This window comes from Bifidobacterium hominis (assembly GCF_040095915.1).
Classification (GTDB): Bacteria; Actinomycetota; Actinomycetes; order Actinomycetales; family Bifidobacteriaceae; genus Bifidobacterium; species Bifidobacterium hominis.
Genome location: NZ_JBBMFR010000008.1, coordinates 81,806 through 99,010 on the forward strand (window position 1 = coordinate 81,806; position 17,205 = coordinate 99,010).

12 protein-coding genes are annotated in these 17,205 nt (G+C 57.8%); 11 read left to right on the forward strand and 1 reads right to left on the reverse strand.

The features are described 5' to 3' along the window. Nucleotides 1-19: 19 nt before the first annotated feature. From fusA to gmk, 8 genes are all read left to right on the forward strand, one after another. Nucleotides 20-2,149, forward strand: a complete 2,130-nt coding sequence (fusA, locus tag WMO36_RS06910; protein WP_022244930.1) for an elongation factor G — start codon at nucleotides 20-22, stop codon at nucleotides 2,147-2,149. Between the two features lie 169 nt (nucleotides 2,150-2,318). Beyond that, on the forward strand, nucleotides 2,319-3,518 hold the full coding sequence (tuf, locus tag WMO36_RS06915) for an elongation factor Tu (protein WP_003836467.1): 1,200 nt from the start codon (nucleotides 2,319-2,321) through the stop codon (nucleotides 3,516-3,518). A 180-nt stretch (nucleotides 3,519-3,698) separates the two neighbouring features. Beyond that, a complete protein-coding gene (gene efp, locus WMO36_RS06920) occupies nucleotides 3,699-4,262 on the forward strand; it encodes an elongation factor P (protein WP_003836469.1) in 564 nt (187 codons plus the stop codon). Nucleotides 4,263-4,284: 22 nt separating this feature from the next. Continuing rightward, nucleotides 4,285-4,737 (forward strand): transcription antitermination factor NusB, encoded by a 453-nt coding sequence (nusB, locus tag WMO36_RS06925; protein ID WP_349077190.1) that lies wholly within the window; start codon nucleotides 4,285-4,287, stop codon nucleotides 4,735-4,737. Between the two features lie 114 nt (nucleotides 4,738-4,851). After that, entirely contained in the window at nucleotides 4,852-6,042 is a 1,191-nt protein-coding gene (gene carA, locus WMO36_RS06930; RefSeq protein WP_284703013.1) for a glutamine-hydrolyzing carbamoyl-phosphate synthase small subunit, read from the forward strand. After that, on the forward strand, nucleotides 6,035-9,415 hold the full coding sequence (carB, locus tag WMO36_RS06935) for a carbamoyl-phosphate synthase large subunit (protein ID WP_099595468.1): 3,381 nt from the start codon (nucleotides 6,035-6,037) through the stop codon (nucleotides 9,413-9,415). The genes carA and carB overlap by 8 nt, the downstream gene beginning before the upstream one ends. Next, on the forward strand, nucleotides 9,415-10,359 hold the full coding sequence (gene pyrF, locus WMO36_RS06940) for an orotidine-5'-phosphate decarboxylase (protein ID WP_099570803.1): 945 nt from the start codon (nucleotides 9,415-9,417) through the stop codon (nucleotides 10,357-10,359). The genes carB and pyrF overlap by 1 nt, the downstream gene beginning before the upstream one ends. A gap of 74 nt (nucleotides 10,360-10,433) precedes the next feature. After that, a complete protein-coding gene (gene gmk, locus WMO36_RS06945) occupies nucleotides 10,434-11,021 on the forward strand; it encodes a guanylate kinase (protein ID WP_099570802.1) in 588 nt (195 codons plus the stop codon). 133 nt (nucleotides 11,022-11,154) lie between these two features. Here the strand turns inward: gmk and ilvD are convergent, their stop codons facing one another. Then, on the reverse strand, nucleotides 11,155-13,014 hold the full coding sequence (ilvD, locus tag WMO36_RS06950) for a dihydroxy-acid dehydratase (RefSeq protein WP_250779132.1): 1,860 nt from the start codon (nucleotides 13,012-13,014) through the stop codon (nucleotides 11,155-11,157). 213 nt (nucleotides 13,015-13,227) lie between these two features. On the opposite strand from ilvD, the gene rpoZ reads away from it, so the two are divergent. The 3 genes from rpoZ to WMO36_RS06965 all read left to right on the forward strand — a co-directional run bounded on the left by rpoZ (nucleotide 13,228) and on the right by WMO36_RS06965 (nucleotide 17,148). Beyond that, the gene (rpoZ, locus tag WMO36_RS06955) at nucleotides 13,228-13,512 is read left to right on the forward strand and encodes a DNA-directed RNA polymerase subunit omega (RefSeq protein ID WP_099595465.1); all 285 of its coding nucleotides are present in this window, start codon (nucleotides 13,228-13,230) and stop codon (nucleotides 13,510-13,512) included. Nucleotides 13,513-13,687: 175 nt separating this feature from the next. Beyond that, on the forward strand, nucleotides 13,688-14,902 hold the full coding sequence (gene metK / locus WMO36_RS06960; RefSeq protein WP_349077191.1) for a methionine adenosyltransferase: 1,215 nt from the start codon (nucleotides 13,688-13,690) through the stop codon (nucleotides 14,900-14,902). A gap of 14 nt (nucleotides 14,903-14,916) precedes the next feature. After that, on the forward strand, nucleotides 14,917-17,148 hold the full coding sequence (locus tag WMO36_RS06965) for a primosomal protein N' (protein ID WP_099570799.1): 2,232 nt from the start codon (nucleotides 14,917-14,919) through the stop codon (nucleotides 17,146-17,148). Nucleotides 17,149-17,205 lie beyond the last annotated feature (57 nt).

Sequence of the window (17,205 nt, forward strand, 5' to 3'; positions counted from 1 at the left end):
CGAGAGTTAAGGAACACTCATGGCACTAGACGTGCTCAATGATCTCAACCAGATCCGTAACATCGGCATCATGGCTCACATCGATGCCGGTAAGACCACTACCACCGAACGTATCCTGTACTACACCGGCAAGAACTACAAGATCGGCGAGACCCATGACGGCGCCTCGACGATGGACTTCATGGCTCAGGAACAGGAACGCGGCATCACCATCCAGTCCGCTGCAACCACCTGCTTCTGGAACCGTCAGACCCATGACGAGAAGCAGAAGTTCCAGATCAACATCATCGATACCCCTGGTCACGTGGACTTCACGGCCGAGGTGGAGCGCTCCTTGCGTGTGCTCGATGGTGCCGTTGCCGTGTTCGACGGCAAGGAAGGTGTGGAGCCGCAGTCCGAAACTGTGTGGCGTCAGGCTGACAAGTACGGCGTTCCGCGTATCTGCTTCATCAACAAGATGGATAAGCTCGGCGCTGACTTCTACTACTCCGTCGACACCATCAAGACCAAGCTGGGCGCGACCCCGCTTGTCGTGCAGCTGCCGATCGGCGCTGAGAACGACTTCGCCGGCGTCGTCGATCTGATTCGTATGAAGGCTTACGTCTGGAACGATGTTTCCGGCGATATGGGCGCTCACTACGACACCACCGACATCCCGGCCGACCTGCAGGACAAGGCTGAGCAGTATCGTGCAGAGCTGCTCGACCAGGTCGCAGAGTCCGACGAAGAGCTGCTTGAGAAGTACCTCGAGTCCGGCGAACTGACTGAGGACGAGATCCGTGGTGGCATCCGTAAGCTCACCATCAACCGTGAAGCCTACCCGGTGCTCTGTGGCTCCGCCTTCAAGGACAAGGGTGTTCAGCCGATGCTGGACGCCGTCGTCGACTACCTGCCGAGCCCGGAGGACGTTCCGTCCATCGTCGGTTTCGATCCGAAGGACGAATCCATCGAGATCGATCGCAAGCCGACCACCGATGATCCGTTCTCTGCTCTGGTCTTCAAGATCTCTACCCACCCGTTCTACGGCAAGCTTGTGTTCGTGCGCGTCTACTCCGGCGCCGTCGCTCCGGGCGACACTGTGCTTGACTCCACCAAGGGCAAGAAGGAACGCGTCGGCAAGATCTTCCAGATGCACGCCGACAAGGAGAACCCGGTCGATGCCGCCGAGGCCGGCAACATCTACACCTTTGTGGGCCTGAAGAACATCACCACTGGTGACACCCTGTGCGACGAAAAGGCTCCGATCTCCCTCGAATCCATGACCTTCCCGGATCCGGTGATCGAGGTGGCCGTGGAGCCGAAGACCAAGGCCGATCAGGAGAAGATGAGCATCGCTCTGGCGAAGCTGTCCGACGAAGATCCGACCTTCCAGGTGAAGACCGACGAAGAGTCCGGCCAGACCCTGATCTCCGGCATGGGCGAGCTGCAGCTCGACATCATCGTCGACCGTATGCGTCGTGAATTCAAGGTGGAGTGCAACGTGGGTAACCCGCAGGTTGCATACCGCGAGACGATCCGCAAGGCCGTCATGAACCAGGAATACACGCACAAGAAGCAGACCGGTGGTTCCGGCCAGTTCGCAAAGGTCTTGATGAACTTCGAGCCGCTCAACACCGAAGAGGGCGAGACCTACGAGTTCGTCAACGAGGTCACCGGCGGCCACATCACCAAGGAATTCATTCCTTCCATCGATGCTGGTGTGCAGGAAGCCATGGAATCCGGCGTGCTCGCCGGCTTCCCGGTGGTTGGCGTCAAGGCTACCGTCACCGACGGCCAGGTCCACGACGTCGATTCCTCCGAAATGGCCTTCAAGATCGCAGGTTCCATGTGCTTCAAGGAAGCTGCTCCGAAGGCCAAGCCGGTCATCCTCGAGCCGATCATGGCCGTGGAAGTGCGTACTCCGGAAGAGTACATGGGCGACGTGATGGGCGATATCAACGCCCGTCGTGGTTCCATCCAGTCCATGACCGACTCCACCGGTGTCAAGGTCATCGACGCCAAGGTTCCGCTGTCCGAGATGTTCGGCTACATCGGCGACCTTCGCTCCAAGACCCAGGGCCGCGCAATGTTCACCATGCAGATGGACTCCTACGCTGAGGTTCCGAAGAACGTCTCCGAGGAGATCATCAAGGCCCAGCGCGGCGAGTGACACGCGCTGCCGCTTAAGTGGAAACTGTCTCCAGTCAGCGCTAGTATTTTGTAGCGCTGACTGGGTTCGGGCTCCAAAGTGGCACAAACCCGTCAAACCCAGTAAAATGTAGCGAGTGCCTTGAAGCGAGTTCAAGGCTTACTACGAGACGTCCAGGAGGACAAAACACATGGCAAAGGAAAAGTACGAGCGTACTAAGCCGCACGTTAACATTGGTACCATTGGCCACGTCGATCACGGTAAGACTACCCTGACCGCAGCCATCTCCAAGGTCCTGCACGAAGAGTACCCGGACATCAACCCGGCTTACGACTTCAACCAGATCGACGCCGCTCCGGAAGAGCAGCAGCGTGGTATCACCATCAACATCGCCCACATCGAGTACCAGACCGCTGAGCGTCACTACGCTCACGTCGACTGCCCGGGCCACGCCGACTTCGTGAAGAACATGATCACCGGCGCTGCCCAGATGGATGGCGCTATCCTCGTTGTGGCTGCTACCGACGGCCCGATGGCTCAGACCCGCGAGCACGTGCTGCTCGCTCGTCAGGTGGGCGTGCCGCGTATCCTCGTCGCTCTGAACAAGTGCGATATGGTCGACGACGAAGAGCTCATCGAGCTCGTTGAGGAAGAGGTCCGTGACCTCCTCGACGAAAACGGCTTCGATCGCGATTGCCCGGTCATCCACACCTCCGCTTACGGCGCACTGCACGACGATGCTCCGGATCACGAGAAGTGGGTTGAGTCCGTCAAGGAACTCATGAAGGCTGTCGACGAGTACATCCCGACCCCGACTCACGATCTGGACAAGCCGTTCCTGATGCCGATCGAAGATGTGTTCACCATCTCCGGCCGTGGCACCGTGGTTACCGGCCGTGTCGAGCGTGGTAAGCTCCCGGTCAACTCCAACGTCGAGATCGTTGGTATCCGTCCGACCCAGACCACCACCGTCACCTCCATCGAGACCTTCCACAAGCAGATGGATGAGTGCGAGGCTGGCGACAACACCGGTCTGCTGCTGCGCGGCATCAACCGTGACCAGGTCGAGCGTGGCCAGGTTCTGGCTGCTCCGGGCTCCGTGACCCCGCACACCAAGTTCGAGGGCGAAGTCTACGTGCTGACCAAGGACGAAGGCGGCCGTCACTCGCCGTTCTTCTCCAACTACCGTCCGCAGTTCTACTTCCGTACCACCGACGTCACCGGCGTTATCACCCTGCCGGAAGGCGTTGAGATGGTGCAGCCGGGCGATCACGCTACCTTCGGCGTTGAGCTGATCCAGCCGATCGCTATGGAAGAGGGCCTGACCTTCGCAGTGCGCGAAGGCGGCCACACCGTCGGCTCGGGCCGTGTCACCAAGATCATCGAGTAGTTTCTGCTTGATGTCAAGACACGCTTGAACTAGCGTTTTAGGAAAACCTCCCAAGGCATTTTTGCCGAGGGAGGTTTTCCTATATATGGAAGGCTTACCGACAAAGTATGCACACCGTGGCATAATGAGCAAGGCTCTTTTTAAGCTTTCCCTGTTAGACGAAGAAATAGGTGAGTTAATTTGGCACAGACTACCAATGACATCAAGAACGGTTCCGTCCTGAACCTCGATGGCCAGCTGTGGGCCGTCATCAAGTTCCAGCACGTCAAGCCGGGCAAGGGCCCCGCTTTCGTGCGCACCACCATCAAGAACGTGCTCTCGGGCAAGATCGTCGACAAGACCTTCAATGCCGGCATGAAGATGGAATTCGAAACCGTCGACAACCGCAACCTCCAGTACTCCTACGAGGACGGCGACAATTTCGTGTTCATGGATATGACCACCTACGATCAGATCTACATTCCGAAGACCCTCGTCGGCGACCAGGCCAAGTTCCTGCTGGAAGGAACCGACTGCGTCGTGTCCTTCCACGATGGCACCCCGCTGTCCGTCGAACTGCCGGCTTCCGTGATCCTGACCGTCACCCATACCGAACCGGGTCTGCAGGGCAACCGCTCCAACGCTGGCACCAAGCCGGCCACCGTTGAGACCGGTGCCGAAATTCAGGTTCCGCTGTTCATCGGCGAAGGCGAGAAGGTCAAGGTGAACACCACCGACGGCTCCTACCTCGGCCGCGAGAACTGAGAGTAAGGACGAAAGAAGTTTCATGGCACGTTCCACCGCTCGTAAGAGGGCTCTGAATACGTTGTATGAAGCGGATGAGAAGGGACAGGACATCCTGTCCCTTCTTGCTGAGCGCATTGAGCAGCCCGGCGCCCAGACTCCGCTGCCTGAATACGCCATCGAAATCGTTCGTGGCGTTGCGGAACATATCGCAGCCATCGATTCCACGCTTGACGAGCATTCCACCGGTTGGAAGGTCAAGCGTATGGGCGTTGTCGATCGCAATATTCTGCGTATCGCGGCGTGGGAGATCATGTTCAATGATGATGTTCCCAATATGGTGGCCATCGACGAGGCGCTTGGCCTTGCCAAGACGCTGTGTGATGATGAATCACCGGCATTCATCCACGGTCTGCTCAGCGCTGTCAGCGCTGTCAGCGCTGATGCGGATGCCGTTCAAGTGGATGGGCAACCGACCGAACCTTCAGCTGAGTAAAGCTGAAAGTTAAGCGATTCGGCCGGGTCGCGAGTCCTAACCGGCCGCTATCCTTGGTACGAATACCTTGACTATAAGGGGGTTTTGGTGAACCAGTATGATTCCGAAGCCGTGATGTTTGACCCTCAAGATGCCGTTCTCGTTCTCGAAGACGGACAGGTGTATGTGGGTGAGCCTTACGGCGCGATCGGCACGACCAGTGGGGAGATCGTTTTCGCAACCGGCATGACCGGTTATCAGGAGACGCTTACGGACCCCAGTTACGATCGTCAGATCGTGGTACAGACGTTCCCTCATATTGGGGACACGGGAATCAATGGGGAGGATCCGGAATCCTCGCGAATCTGGGTTGCCGGCTACGTCGTGCGCGATCCTAGCCCGAGCGTGAGCAATTGGCGCGCAACCGGCAGCCTTGATGACGATCTGGAAGCCAACAAGATTGTTGGCATCAGCCATATCGATACCCGTAAGCTGGTGCGTCACCTGCGTTCCGCCGGTGTGATGCGTGCTGCGATTTTCTCCGGTGACGCTTTGCTTGACGACAATGGCAAGCTGCGTACTATCGAATCCATGCTCGACGAGGTTAAATCCACTCCGCAGATGAAGGGGATGAGCCTCTACGACGAGGTCAGCACCAAGCAGGCCTACACCATCGAACCTTGCGGCGAATTCGAAGGCAAGGAGCCGCTGTACACCGTCGCCGCCGTCGATTTGGGCATCAAGGCCATGACTCCGCATCGCATGGCGGAGCGTGGTTGCCGTGTGCATGTGGTGCCATCCACCATCACGTTCGACGAGCTTGAAGCTCTTCATCCTGATGGTGTCTTCTTCTCCAATGGTCCGGGAGATCCGGAACAGGCCGCCCCTGAAGTGGACCTGCTTCGTCAGGTGCTTGATGCAGGCCATCCGTTCTTCGGCATCTGCTTCGGCAACCAGCTGCTCGGCCGTGCGCTTGGCTTCGGTACGTACAAGCTGAAGTTCGGCCACCGTGGCATCAACCAGCCGGTCAAAGACATGACCACCGGCAAAATCGAAATCACCGCGCACAACCACGGCTTCGCCGTCGACGCGCCGATTGGTGAAACCGTTGACGCGCCGTTCGAAAACGGCAAGTACGGCAAGGTGTTCGTCAGCCACATCGATCTGAATGACAACGTGGTTGAAGGCCTGCAGTGTGTCGATATTCCGGCATTCTCCGTGCAGTACCATCCGGAAGCCGCAGCCGGCCCGCACGATGCCGCATATCTGTTCGATCGTTTCGTGGATCTCATGCGTTCCGCCAAGGAGGGAACCCGCAATGCCTAAGCGCACAGACATCAAGTCCGTGATGGTCATCGGCTCCGGTCCGATTGTGATCGGCCAGGCCGCAGAATTCGATTACTCGGGCACTCAGGCCTGCCGCGTGCTTCGTGAGGAAGGCATCCGAGTCATTCTCGTCAACTCCAACCCGGCCACCATCATGACCGATCCGGAAATGGCAGATGCCACCTACATCGAGCCGATCTCCACGCCGATCCTCGAGCAGATCATCGCCAAGGAACGTCCTGACGCCCTGCTGCCGACCCTAGGTGGTCAGACTGCACTGAACGCAGCCATGGCGCTGGGCGAGGCCGGTGTGCTCAAGAAGTACAACGTCGAGCTGATCGGCGCTTCCCTTGAAGCCATCGACCGTGGTGAGGACCGTGAGCTCTTCAAGAAGGTCGTTGAGGAGGCTGGCGCCGAATCCGCACGTTCCGACATCGCCCATTCCCTCGAAGAAGTCGATAAGATCGCTGAGAAGTTCGGCTATCCGCTGGTTGTGCGACCGAGCTTCACCATGGGTGGTCTCGGTTCCGGTATTGCGCACAACGAAGAGGAACTGCACCGCATCGCAGGCGCAGGCATCCATTATTCCCCGACCGACGAGGTGCTGATCGAAGAAGGCATCGAAGGCTGGAAGGAATACGAACTCGAGCTGATGCGCGACAAGAAAGACAACGTCGTGGTCGTCTGCCCGATTGAGAACGTGGATCCTGTCGGTGTGCACACCGGCGATTCCATTACCGTGGCGCCTGTGTTCACTCTGACTGATCGCGAATATCAGAAGCTTCGTGATATCGGCATCGCCATCATTCGCGGCGTGGGCGTCGATACTGGCGGTTGCAACATCCAGTTCGCCATCAACCCGAACACCGGACGCATCATCGTCATCGAAATGAACCCGCGTGTGTCCCGTTCCTCCGCTCTGGCATCCAAGGCAACCGGCTTCCCGATCGCGAAGATCGCCACCAAGCTGGCTCTTGGCTATACGCTCGACGAAATCCAGAACGATATCACGCAGTCCACACCGGCCAGCTTCGAGCCGACTATCGACTACGTGGTCACCAAGGTCCCGCGTTTCGCCTTCGAGAAGTTCCCGGGTGCCGATCCGACACTGACCACCTCCATGAAGTCCGTGGGCGAGGCCATGGCTCTGGCAGGCAATTTCCAGGAATCCCTCGGCAAGGCCATGCGCTCCATCGACAAGCGCCACATGGGCTTTAACTGGGACGGCGACAAGCCCTCCGCACAGGAAGTCGATGAGCTGCTGGACGCCATCAAGGTGCCGACCGAACATCGTTATCTGCAAATCCAGCGCGCCCTGTGGGGAGGCGCCACCGAACAGCAGATCTTCGACGCCACCAAGATTGATCCGTGGTTCATTCGCCAGTTCGAACTCATCAATGAGACAGCTCTTGAAATCAAGGGAGCGGAGAAGCTTAGCCGCAAGCTGTTGAAGAAGGCGAAGCTGGCTGGTCTTTCCGATCTGCAGATCGCCCACCTGCGTCGCTTGGGAGACGAAGGTGAAAACGCGATCCGCGAGCTGCGCTGGTCGTATGATCTTCGCCCGGTCTTCAAGACGGTCGATACTTGTGCCGCCGAGTTTGACGCGGTGACTCCGTACTACTACTCCTGCTATGCGGACGAAAGCGAACTGCGCCCGCGTGAGCGCGAAGCCGTGATCATTCTCGGCTCCGGTCCGAACCGTATCGGTCAGGGCATCGAGTTCGACTACACCTGCGTGCATGCCGTGCAGGAACTGGGCAAGGACTATGACACCATCATGGTCAACTGCAACCCGGAAACTGTGTCGACCGATTACGACATGTCCGATCGCCTGTACTTCGAACCGCTCACCTTCGAAGACGTGCTCGAAATCTACGAGGCCGAAAAGAAGATGGGCCCAGTCAAGGGCGTTATCGTTCAGCTTGGTGGCCAGACCCCGTTGTCTCTGGCAGCTCGCCTGAAGGCTGCTGGCGTGCCGATTCTCGGCACCACGCCTGAATCCATCGATCTGGCTGAAAACCGTGAGCTCTTCGGCGAAGTGCTGAAGAAGGCCGAGATGAACGCGCCTCGCTACGGCACCGCTCTGAGCCTTGATGAAGCCCGTGAAGCGGCACACAACATCGGTTACCCGGTGCTGGTGCGCCCGAGCTACGTGCTTGGTGGTCGTGGCATGGAAATCGTATATGACGATGCCCAGTTGCGCAAGTACGTGGATCGCGCATTGAAGGAAGCCCAGGCCGATACCGTGGTTTCTGGCCGTCTGCCTTCTCCGCTGCTGATCGACAAGTTCCTGCAGGACGCCGTGGAAATCGACGTTGATGCCTTGTTCGACGGCGAGGAGCTGTATATCGGTGGCATTATGGAGCATGTCGAGGAAGCCGGTGTGCATTCCGGCGATGCCGCATGCACCTTGCCTCCGAGCACCCTTTCCGATGATCAGATTCGTCGTCTGCGCGAAGGCACCTATGCCATCGCCAAGGGCTGTGGCGTGCAAGGCCTGATCAACGTGCAGTACGCCTTCATGGCCAACACGCTGTACGTCATCGAGGCGAATCCGCGTGCCTCCCGTACCGTACCGTTCGCTTCCAAGGCGACCGGCGTGGCACTGGCCAAGGCAGCGGCCCGCATCATGGCTGGCGAAACCATTCAGCAGCAGCGTGACAACGACTTGCTGTTGCCTCACGGCGATGGTGGTGATATTCGCCGCGGTCAGCAGGTTGCCGTTAAGGAATCCGTGCTTCCGTTCAAGCGTTTCCGCACGCCGCTCGGCAAGACCGTCGACGTGTTGCTTGGACCGGAGATGCGTTCCACCGGCGAGGTCATGGGCTTTGACCGTGACTTCCCGCATGCGTTCGCCAAGAGCCAGCTGGCCGCTTATGACGGTGGCTTGCCGACAAGCGGCAACGTGTTCATTTCCGTGAACGACACCGACAAGCGTCAGCTACCGTTGTTCGCCGCACGCTTGGTGGAGCTTGGCTTCAACATTTGGGCCACCGAGGGTACCGCATCCGTGTTGCGCCGCTATGGCATCGACTCCAAGATCGTTGATAAGATCAGCGTTCGTATGGATTCCGATCCGGATGATCCAATCACCACCTACCATGCGGAAGGCAGCGTCGGCAAGAATGTCGTACAGCTGATCGAAGAAGGTGCCATCGATCTGATTCTCAACACACCGAACTCCCGTGGCTCCCGTTCCGACGGCTATGCCATCCGTTCGGCGGCCATTGCTGCGGATCTGCCTCAGTTCACCACCATGACGGAATTCTCCGCCGTGTTGATGGCCATCGAGGCTGTGCGCAATAATGATTATCAGATCATGAGCATTCAGGATCATTCCCAGCAGCTGTTCGAGTTGGAAAGCCGTGAGTAATGGTAAGTAGCCTCAGTAGTGAAGAGATGAGTGCCCAGCGTTCGGATTTCGGTCTGCGTCTGAGCAATTCCATGGCCAAATATGGTCCGCTGTGTGTGGGCATCGACCCGCATCGGCAACTCCTTACCGACTGGGGCTACAATGTGGATGCCTTAGGCGCGGAGCTCTACTCCATGCGTATGTTGCAGGCAGCCAATGGTAGAGCGGCGGCCGTCAAATTCCAGTTCTCCATGTTCGAGCGCTACGGTTCGAAAGGCATCGCGGCGCTCGAACGGGTACTGTATGCGGCCCGTCAGATGGGAATCATCACCATTGTCGACTGCCTGCACGGCGGTCTGCCGACCACAGTGTCCGCATTCGCCGACGCCTATTTCAAGCCGGGAGCTCCTCTGCTGGCCGATGCCATCACCTTGCTGCCGTACTACGGCGCACGTTCTTTGGGTGGCGTGATCAACGACGCGCTCAACAACGGTCGAGGCGTGTTCATCGCATCATTGACCTCGAATCAAGAGGGTGCCAGCCTACAGACAGCCATTCGTCAGGCGGGCGAATACAAGGGCAGAACCGTGGCCTACGGCATCGCCAGCACCGCGCAGAAATTCAACAAGGGCAATGACGGTATGGGTTCCGTTGGCTTGATCATCGGAGCCACCATCGGTCAGTGGATCAATGATTCCGGCATCGACCCAGCCAAGTTCACCGGCCCTATTCTGTCTCCGGGCTACGGATGGCAAGGTGCTGAAACCCGCGACCTTAAGACGGTATTCAAAGGTACTAAAGGCAATGTGCTTGTCACCGTATCTCGTTTTATCGCCACACATGGTCCGGATATTGCCTCTCTGAGCGCGGCCACGGAATCCGTGGCGCTCGATATTCGTCAGGCGCTTATCGAAGCGCAGAACGAAATCGATGATGAGGTTTTGGACGACGACGAAGAAGAGTGATCGCGCGTTCTCAAATCCGATGCTGAGATTCCATATTCCATGTTCTGTTGATTGTTATGAAGAATGAGGATGTAATGACTGATTCTCGTCATGGCCGTTTGATTGTACTTTGTGGCCCCGCCGGTGTTGGTAAAGGCACCGTTTTGGGACGCGTACGTGAGCAGCATCCGCAGATCTGGCTATCGGTATCTGCAACGACCCGTAAACCACGTCCAGGCGAGGTGGATGGCGTCAATTACTTCTTCATGACTGAACAGGAGTTTCTCGCCAAAGAAGATGCCGGTGAGTTTTTGGAAACTGCTGACGTCTTCGGTCTTGCTCACTACGGCACGCCCGTGAAACCAGTCGTGGAACATCTCGAACAGAATATTCCCGTCATTCTGGAAATCGACATCCAAGGTGCCCGTAGCGTCAAGCAGCGTGCGGGGGAGTTGGGTCTTGATGTGATGACCGTGTTCATTGCGCCGCCGTCGTTCGAGGAATTGAAACGCCGTCTTGTCGGGCGTGGTACTGAAACCCCGGAACAGCAGGCGAAACGTTTGGAAACCGCGAAAATCGAGCTTGCAGCTGAACCTGAATTTGACAAAGTCATCGTCAATAATGTTGTCGATGATGCTGCAAATGAACTGTGGAATCTTATTGCAACGGAATTCGATCTGTAATCGTAATAATTAAAAATTGCAACATGCGTTCGAATATATCGGGCGCATGTTTTTTTAAAAAAAAGAAAATGAGGATTGCGCAGTAAATAAACTACGCAATCCTCATTATGTATTATTTGAGATTCACCAGAACTCAGGCGAGACCGGAAAGCTTGTCGATCAGCTCCGGATCGCGTGTGGCGCCCTTATCTGCGGAACGGGCGAAGGCCGCATAAGCCTTAAGCGCCTGGGAGACCTTGCGGTCGCGGTGCGCCACATAGCCGTCGCCAGCTTCGAGTTCGGCGCGGCGCTGGGCCAGCTCCTCATCGGTCAGCTCGACATTCACCGTACGGTTCGGGATATCGATATTGATGATGTCGCCGTTCTTGATCAGGGCAATCGGGCCCTTGTTCGCGGCCTCGGGAGCGATATGGCCGATGGCCAGACCGGAGGAACCGCCGGAGTAGCGGCCATCGGTCAGCATGGCGACCTGCTTGCCGATGCCCTTGCCCTTGACGAAGGAGGTCGGGTACAGCATCTCCTGCATGCCCGGTCCGCCCTTCGGGCCCTCGTAGCGGATGACCAGCGCCATGCCGGGCTTCAGAGTATCGTTGAGGATGACCTCGATGGCCTGCTCCTGGGATTCGACGACCAGTGCCGGTCCACGGAAGGTCCAAATCTCCTTCGGTACGCCGGCGGTCTTCACCACGCAGCCGTCAGGGGCGAGGTTGCCGCGCAGCACGGCCAGACCGCCTTCGGTGACAGCCGGATGGTCGATGTCATGGATCGCGCCGTTCACACGGTCGCGGTCGAGGGAATCGAACAGGGTGGTGTGCGTCCACGGATCCGGGGAGACAATGTGGCCCGGAGCGGCCAGATACATCTGCTTGGCCTGCTCGGTGCAGGTATCGCGCATGATGTCCCAGTCGTTGAGCTTGTCTTCCAGTGTCTTGTAATCGATGGAATGCACGTCGCGGTGCAGTTTGCCGGCGCGGTCGAGCTCGCCGAGAATGCCGGTGATGCCACCGGCGCGATGCACGTCGGAGATCTCCCATTCGCCGGACGGCGAAGCCTTGCAGATGCAGGGCACGGTGTGGGAGATGCGCTCGATGTCGTCAAGCGTGAAGTCCACGTCGGCGGACTGCGCCATGGCGAGGATGTGCAGCACGGTGTTGGTGGAGCCGCCCATGGCCACATCCATGGTCATGGCGTTCTCGAACGCTTCCTTGGTGGCGATGGAACGCGGGAGCACGCTCTCGTCATCATCGTCGTAATACTGCTTGGCGATTTTGACGATCTGTTCGGCGGCGCGCTTGAACAAATCCTTGCGGTAGGAGTGTGAAGCCAGAATGGTGCCATTGCCTGGCAGGGCCAGACCGATGGCCTCGGTCAGGCAGTTCATCGAATTCGCGGTGAACATGCCGGCGCAGGAACCACAGGTCGGGCAGACGGTCTTCTCATAGGCGAGCAGATCCTCTTCGTTCAGATTGTCGTCGGCGGAGGCGTACATCACGTCGATCAGATCGGTGTTCTTCTTCACTGTGCCGTCAGGCAGCACGGTCGTGCCGGCCTCCATCGGACCGCCGGAGACGAAGACGGTCGGAATGTTCAGACGCAGCGCGGCCATCAGCATGCCCGGTACGACCTTGTCGCAGTTCGGGATGCAGATCAGGGCGTCGGCGCAGTGCGCGTTGACCTGGTATTCGACGGTGTCGGCGATGATGTCACGGCTCGGTAGGGAGTACAGCATGCCGGTGTGGCCCATGGCGATGCCGTCGTCAACGGCCATCGTGTTGAACTCACGCGGGATGCCGCCGGCTTCTTTGATGGCCTCGGAGATCAGTCGTCCGACCTTGTTCAGGTGCACGTGGCCGGGCAGGAACTCATCGAAGGAATTGGCAATGGCGATAATCGGTTTGCCGAAATCCTTGCCGTCCACGCCAGCGGCACGGTAGAGGGCGCGTGCGCCCGCGAATACTCGTCCATTCATCAGTTTTGCAGATCGCATTTCCATGTTCTCTATTGTGGTAGTTAAGTGGGACACGCGTTTTGTCAAGAGTCACTATGTGGAATTTCCAGAAGCGTTACATTCGCGAGCGTTGACGAAGATGCTTGCGTTTGCCGAAAACATGAGAGAAAGGGCTTGAATCAGGTCCAGTGGCGGCCCTATACTTGAGACTTTGAAAAAGAAGCTTTTGGCTTATCTGATGATTGGGAGATAATCAATATGGCATTCGGCACTCAGCCAACCCCGACCGGTCTTGCGGAACCGCCGATCGATGATTTGATGGAGCATGCTGACTCCAAGTATGCACTGGCTATTTTCGCAGCCAAGCGTGCCCGTCAGATCAATTCCTATTTCACCCAGCTTAACGAGGGCTTGCTGCAGAACGTCGGTCCGCTGGTGGAATATCAGAATCAGGAGAAGCCGCTGTCCATCGCCTTCCGTGAAATCAATGAAGGTCTGCTTGAGGAGACCCTCGGCGAAGACGATCTGACCGAAGGCAACTGACGCGACGGCTCTTGAACAAGAGTCGAATCTCGAATTTTCATTCGCCCCGATACCTGAGCGGTGCGCTTTGAATAGTCCACAATGAAACTATTGATTGCGTATGCGAAGGACGGGGCGTTTTTCGTAGCAATCAGAAGGGACGAACGTGTGGGGCGTTCGTGAAAGGAGCAGCCAGATGGCTGAATTGAAGTTGATTTCCGCTGAGTCGGTAACGGAGGGGCATCCGGACAAGGTCTGTGATCAGATTTCCGATGCGATTCTTGATGATATGCTTGCTCAGGATCCGCAGTCTCATGTCGCTGTGGAGACGTGCGCCACTGTCGGTCAGTTCTTCGTGTTCGGAGAGGTGACGAGTGATGGGTATTCTGACATTCAGAACATTGTGCGTTCTGTGGTGCGTAATATCGGCTATACCAGTTCCCGTGTCGGTCTTGATGCTGATTCTTGCGGTGTGACCGTGTCATTGACCGAGCAGAGTTCCGAAATCAATCAGGGTGTGGCTCGTTTGAGTGGTGAGGCGGAATCTCAGGCATCTCGCGAGCAGCGCTACGAAGCACAAGGTGCCGGCGATCAGGGTGTGATGTTCGGCTATGCATGCGATGAGACCGATGCGTTGATGCCATTGCCGATTTACTTGGCGCATCGTTTGGCATATCGTCTTACGCAAGTGCGCAAGAATGGCGAAGTGCCTCACCTGCGTCCGGATGGCAAGACCCAGGTGACCATCGAATATGATGAGAATGATGTTCCTGTTCGTCTCGATACGGTGCTGGTTTCCACTCAGCATGATCCGGAAGTCGATCAGGCATGGCTTAAGGAGCAGCTGACGGAGCATGTGATTCGTCCGGTGCTCGACGATGTGCTTGCCGATCGTGTGGCGCATGATGAATATCGCGTGCTCGTTAATCCGACCGGTTCGTTTGTGCTTGGCGGTCCTGCCGCGGATGCCGGTTTGACCGGTCGCAAGATCATCGTCGACACGTATGGTGGTGCGGCGCATCATGGCGGCGGCGCGTTCTCCGGCAAGGATCCAAGCAAGGTGGATCGTTCCGCGGCCTATGCGGCACGTTGGGTGGCCAAGAACATTGTGGCCGCTGGCCTCGCGCATAAGGTTGAAGTGCAGGTGGCGTATGCCATTGGCGTGGCCGACCCGGTGTCCATCAATGTGGACACGTATGGCACTGAAATTGGTGTGACCCGCGAGCAGATTCAGCAGGCTGTGCGCAAGGTGTTTGACCTTCGACCGGCCGCCATTATCGACGAGCTCGACCTGAAGCGTCCGATCTATTCCAAGACCGCTGCTTACGGTCATTTCGGACGCGACGACGCTGATTTCACCTGGGAAGCCACCGATAAGGTCGACGAGCTGAAAGCCGCCATCAAGGGCTGAGTTACCCTTGAATCATGAGTACTGAGGATGCCGAACAGCTGGCGCTTGACGGGCTTGCCCCGCGCAAACGGCGCAAACGTGCGCCTGCGCCCAAAACGCCGGCTGCCGAGCATCCCATCGCCCAGGTGGTGCTGGACATTCAAGCCACCCATTTGGGGCAAACCTTCGACTATTACGTCGAGGAGAAATATTCCGAAGATGCACAACCTGGCGTAATGGTGCGCGTGCGTTTCGGAGGGCAACGGGTTAACGGCATTGTATGGAACAGAACTGACACCAGCGAAACCCCGGAATCGTCGTTGAGATTCATTGAACGAGTGGTCTCCGATCGTGTGCTGGTGCCTGCGTCCATGCGGAATGACGCTACGCTTATCGCGGATGCGTTCGGTGGAACACGAGCCAACATCCTACGTTTGTCGGTGCCTGCGCGCGTGGCGCGAGTCGAACAGGAGCAGCGCCTCGGCAATCGGACGAATATCGAAAAAAACAGGCGCAGGGAGTCGCTCGCCAAGGCCGAACGGGAATCATACGAACAACTGCAACGGCAATACGGCAATATCAATCTGCTTCATGAAGCATTGGAATCGCAACGTTTTCAATCGTTCGTGTTCGATCCGCTTCCAGGTGCCGATCATTGGCGGCAGTGTGCGGCATGGATGGTGGTTTCGGCGCTGTTGCAGGGTAAACCGGCAGTGCTGGTGCTGCCGACCATGCGTGAGATTGAGGATATGGCTGAGACCCTGCAGGCTATTGGCTTGCGCCTTTTCGCACCGATGCAATCCTCCAATGGAGCGTATGACGGCGATTTCGCCATTCTGAATGCGCAGATGGCGCCGGCGGAACGGTATCGTGCCTATCTGGCCATCTGCGAGGGGCAGGTTCGGTGCGTGATCGGCACGCGTGCGGCGATGTATGCTCCGGTGGACGGCAATGCGTTGTTCTTCATACTCGACGACGTGTGCTATCAGGATGCCGATGGCATGATGCCATACGCCAACGCTCGTGGAGTGCTGCGGTTGCGCGCGAAATCGCATAACGGTGTGTTCGTTGCGATGGCCAATGCGCGCAGTGTGCAAAGCCAGTGGGAGACCGATGCGGCGCACGTCAGAGCCACTCAGGTCAGCGGTTTCAGCACGCCTATTCATGCGTTTCCTGCGGTGACCAAGGAGGCAAGTCCGTGGATTCGTTGGCTCAACCGCGATGAACTGGCGAGACTTGCGGATGCAACCATTGGCGCGCGTGTGCCGCACACCGCGGTGCGAGTGTTGTCGAAGGCGTTGGAAAGCGGCCCGGTGTTGTTGAGTATTCCGCAAGACGGCATCAGCGAGGCATTGAGCTGTGCGAAATGTCACCGACAGGCGAGATGTTCGTATTGCACCGGGCCTTTGGAACGATTGTTGGACGGGTCCGTGCGATGCCGCTGGTGTGGTTCCGCCACAGTGCAATGGGCTTGCCCGGCATGCCAGGGCGAGCGCATGCGAGTGGTTCGTGTCGGGGCCGCGGGAACTGCACAGGAACTGAGCCGGCTGTTTCGTGGCGTTCCTATTGTGCTTTCAACGCCGAGCCAGCCGCGTGGCATTGTTCCCGATATTGGATTTACGCCGCAGCTGGTCATCGCCACTCCCGGTGCCGAACCCCGTGTGCGTGGGCGGAATCCTTCGGAGTGTGAATACCGTGCTGTGGCCATTCTTGACGCATGGACCAGCCTGTACGCGTTCGGTATCGACGCGGGCGTAGACACGTTAACGTCGTGGATGCGTGCGGTTTCGCTATGCGCGCCGCGAATCAGGGGAGGTCAGGCACTGCTGATCGGAGAAACCGATCCCACGCTTGCCCAATCGTTGATGCTTTGGAATTCAACGTTGTTGGCGCAAACCGAACTACAGGAACGTGAGCAGACGGCATTGCCCCCAGTGTTCGCCGCTGCCTGCGTGTGGGGCCGCCGTGACGCGGTGAAAGCCACGTTGGAGCGGATTGGTGCATTGGGCGGGGGAGATATGTCTACCATCGAAACCGCCGAAGGCGTACTGCCGTCCGTATTGGGGCCGGTGCCCATTCCGCAGCCGCGAACCATTGATTCACGTGAGTTGGAAGGTACTGCGGATCGTGTCAAGGCCGTGGTGCGTGTGCCGCAAAGCCGACGTGGCGAATTGGCGTTGCGTTTGCGCTCCGCCAGTGCCCGCCATGTGGCCGCTCGTGAGCCCGGTGAGCTGCGTTTCCAGCTTGATCCGAAGGAGCGAATCTGACGCACGTCCCCTCGCCGTGAAAAACTAGATAGGTTGAAGTTCGGCATAAGGCCGTAT

Bases quoted from the DNA above. Each gene is read 5' to 3' on its own strand.
- fusA (WP_022244930.1), top strand. From the start codon at position 20: ATGGCACTAGACGTGCTCAATGATCTCAACCAGATCCGTAACATCGGC.
- tuf (WP_003836467.1), top strand. From the start codon at position 2,319: ATGGCAAAGGAAAAGTACGAGCGTACTAAGCCGCACGTTAACATTGGT.
- nusB (WP_349077190.1), top strand. From the start codon at position 4,285: ATGGCACGTTCCACCGCTCGTAAGAGGGCTCTGAATACGTTGTATGAA.
- carA (WP_284703013.1), top strand. From the start codon at position 4,852: ATGTTTGACCCTCAAGATGCCGTTCTCGTTCTCGAAGACGGACAGGTG.
- carB (WP_099595468.1), top strand. From the start codon at position 6,035: ATGCCTAAGCGCACAGACATCAAGTCCGTGATGGTCATCGGCTCCGGT.
- pyrF (WP_099570803.1), top strand. From the start codon at position 9,415: ATGGTAAGTAGCCTCAGTAGTGAAGAGATGAGTGCCCAGCGTTCGGAT.
- gmk (WP_099570802.1), top strand. From the start codon at position 10,434: ATGACTGATTCTCGTCATGGCCGTTTGATTGTACTTTGTGGCCCCGCC.
- ilvD (WP_250779132.1), bottom strand. From the start codon at position 13,014: ATGGAAATGCGATCTGCAAAACTGATGAATGGACGAGTATTCGCGGGC.
- rpoZ (WP_099595465.1), top strand. From the start codon at position 13,228: ATGGCATTCGGCACTCAGCCAACCCCGACCGGTCTTGCGGAACCGCCG.
- metK (WP_349077191.1), top strand. From the start codon at position 13,688: ATGGCTGAATTGAAGTTGATTTCCGCTGAGTCGGTAACGGAGGGGCAT.
- WMO36_RS06965 (WP_099570799.1), top strand. From the start codon at position 14,917: ATGAGTACTGAGGATGCCGAACAGCTGGCGCTTGACGGGCTTGCCCCG.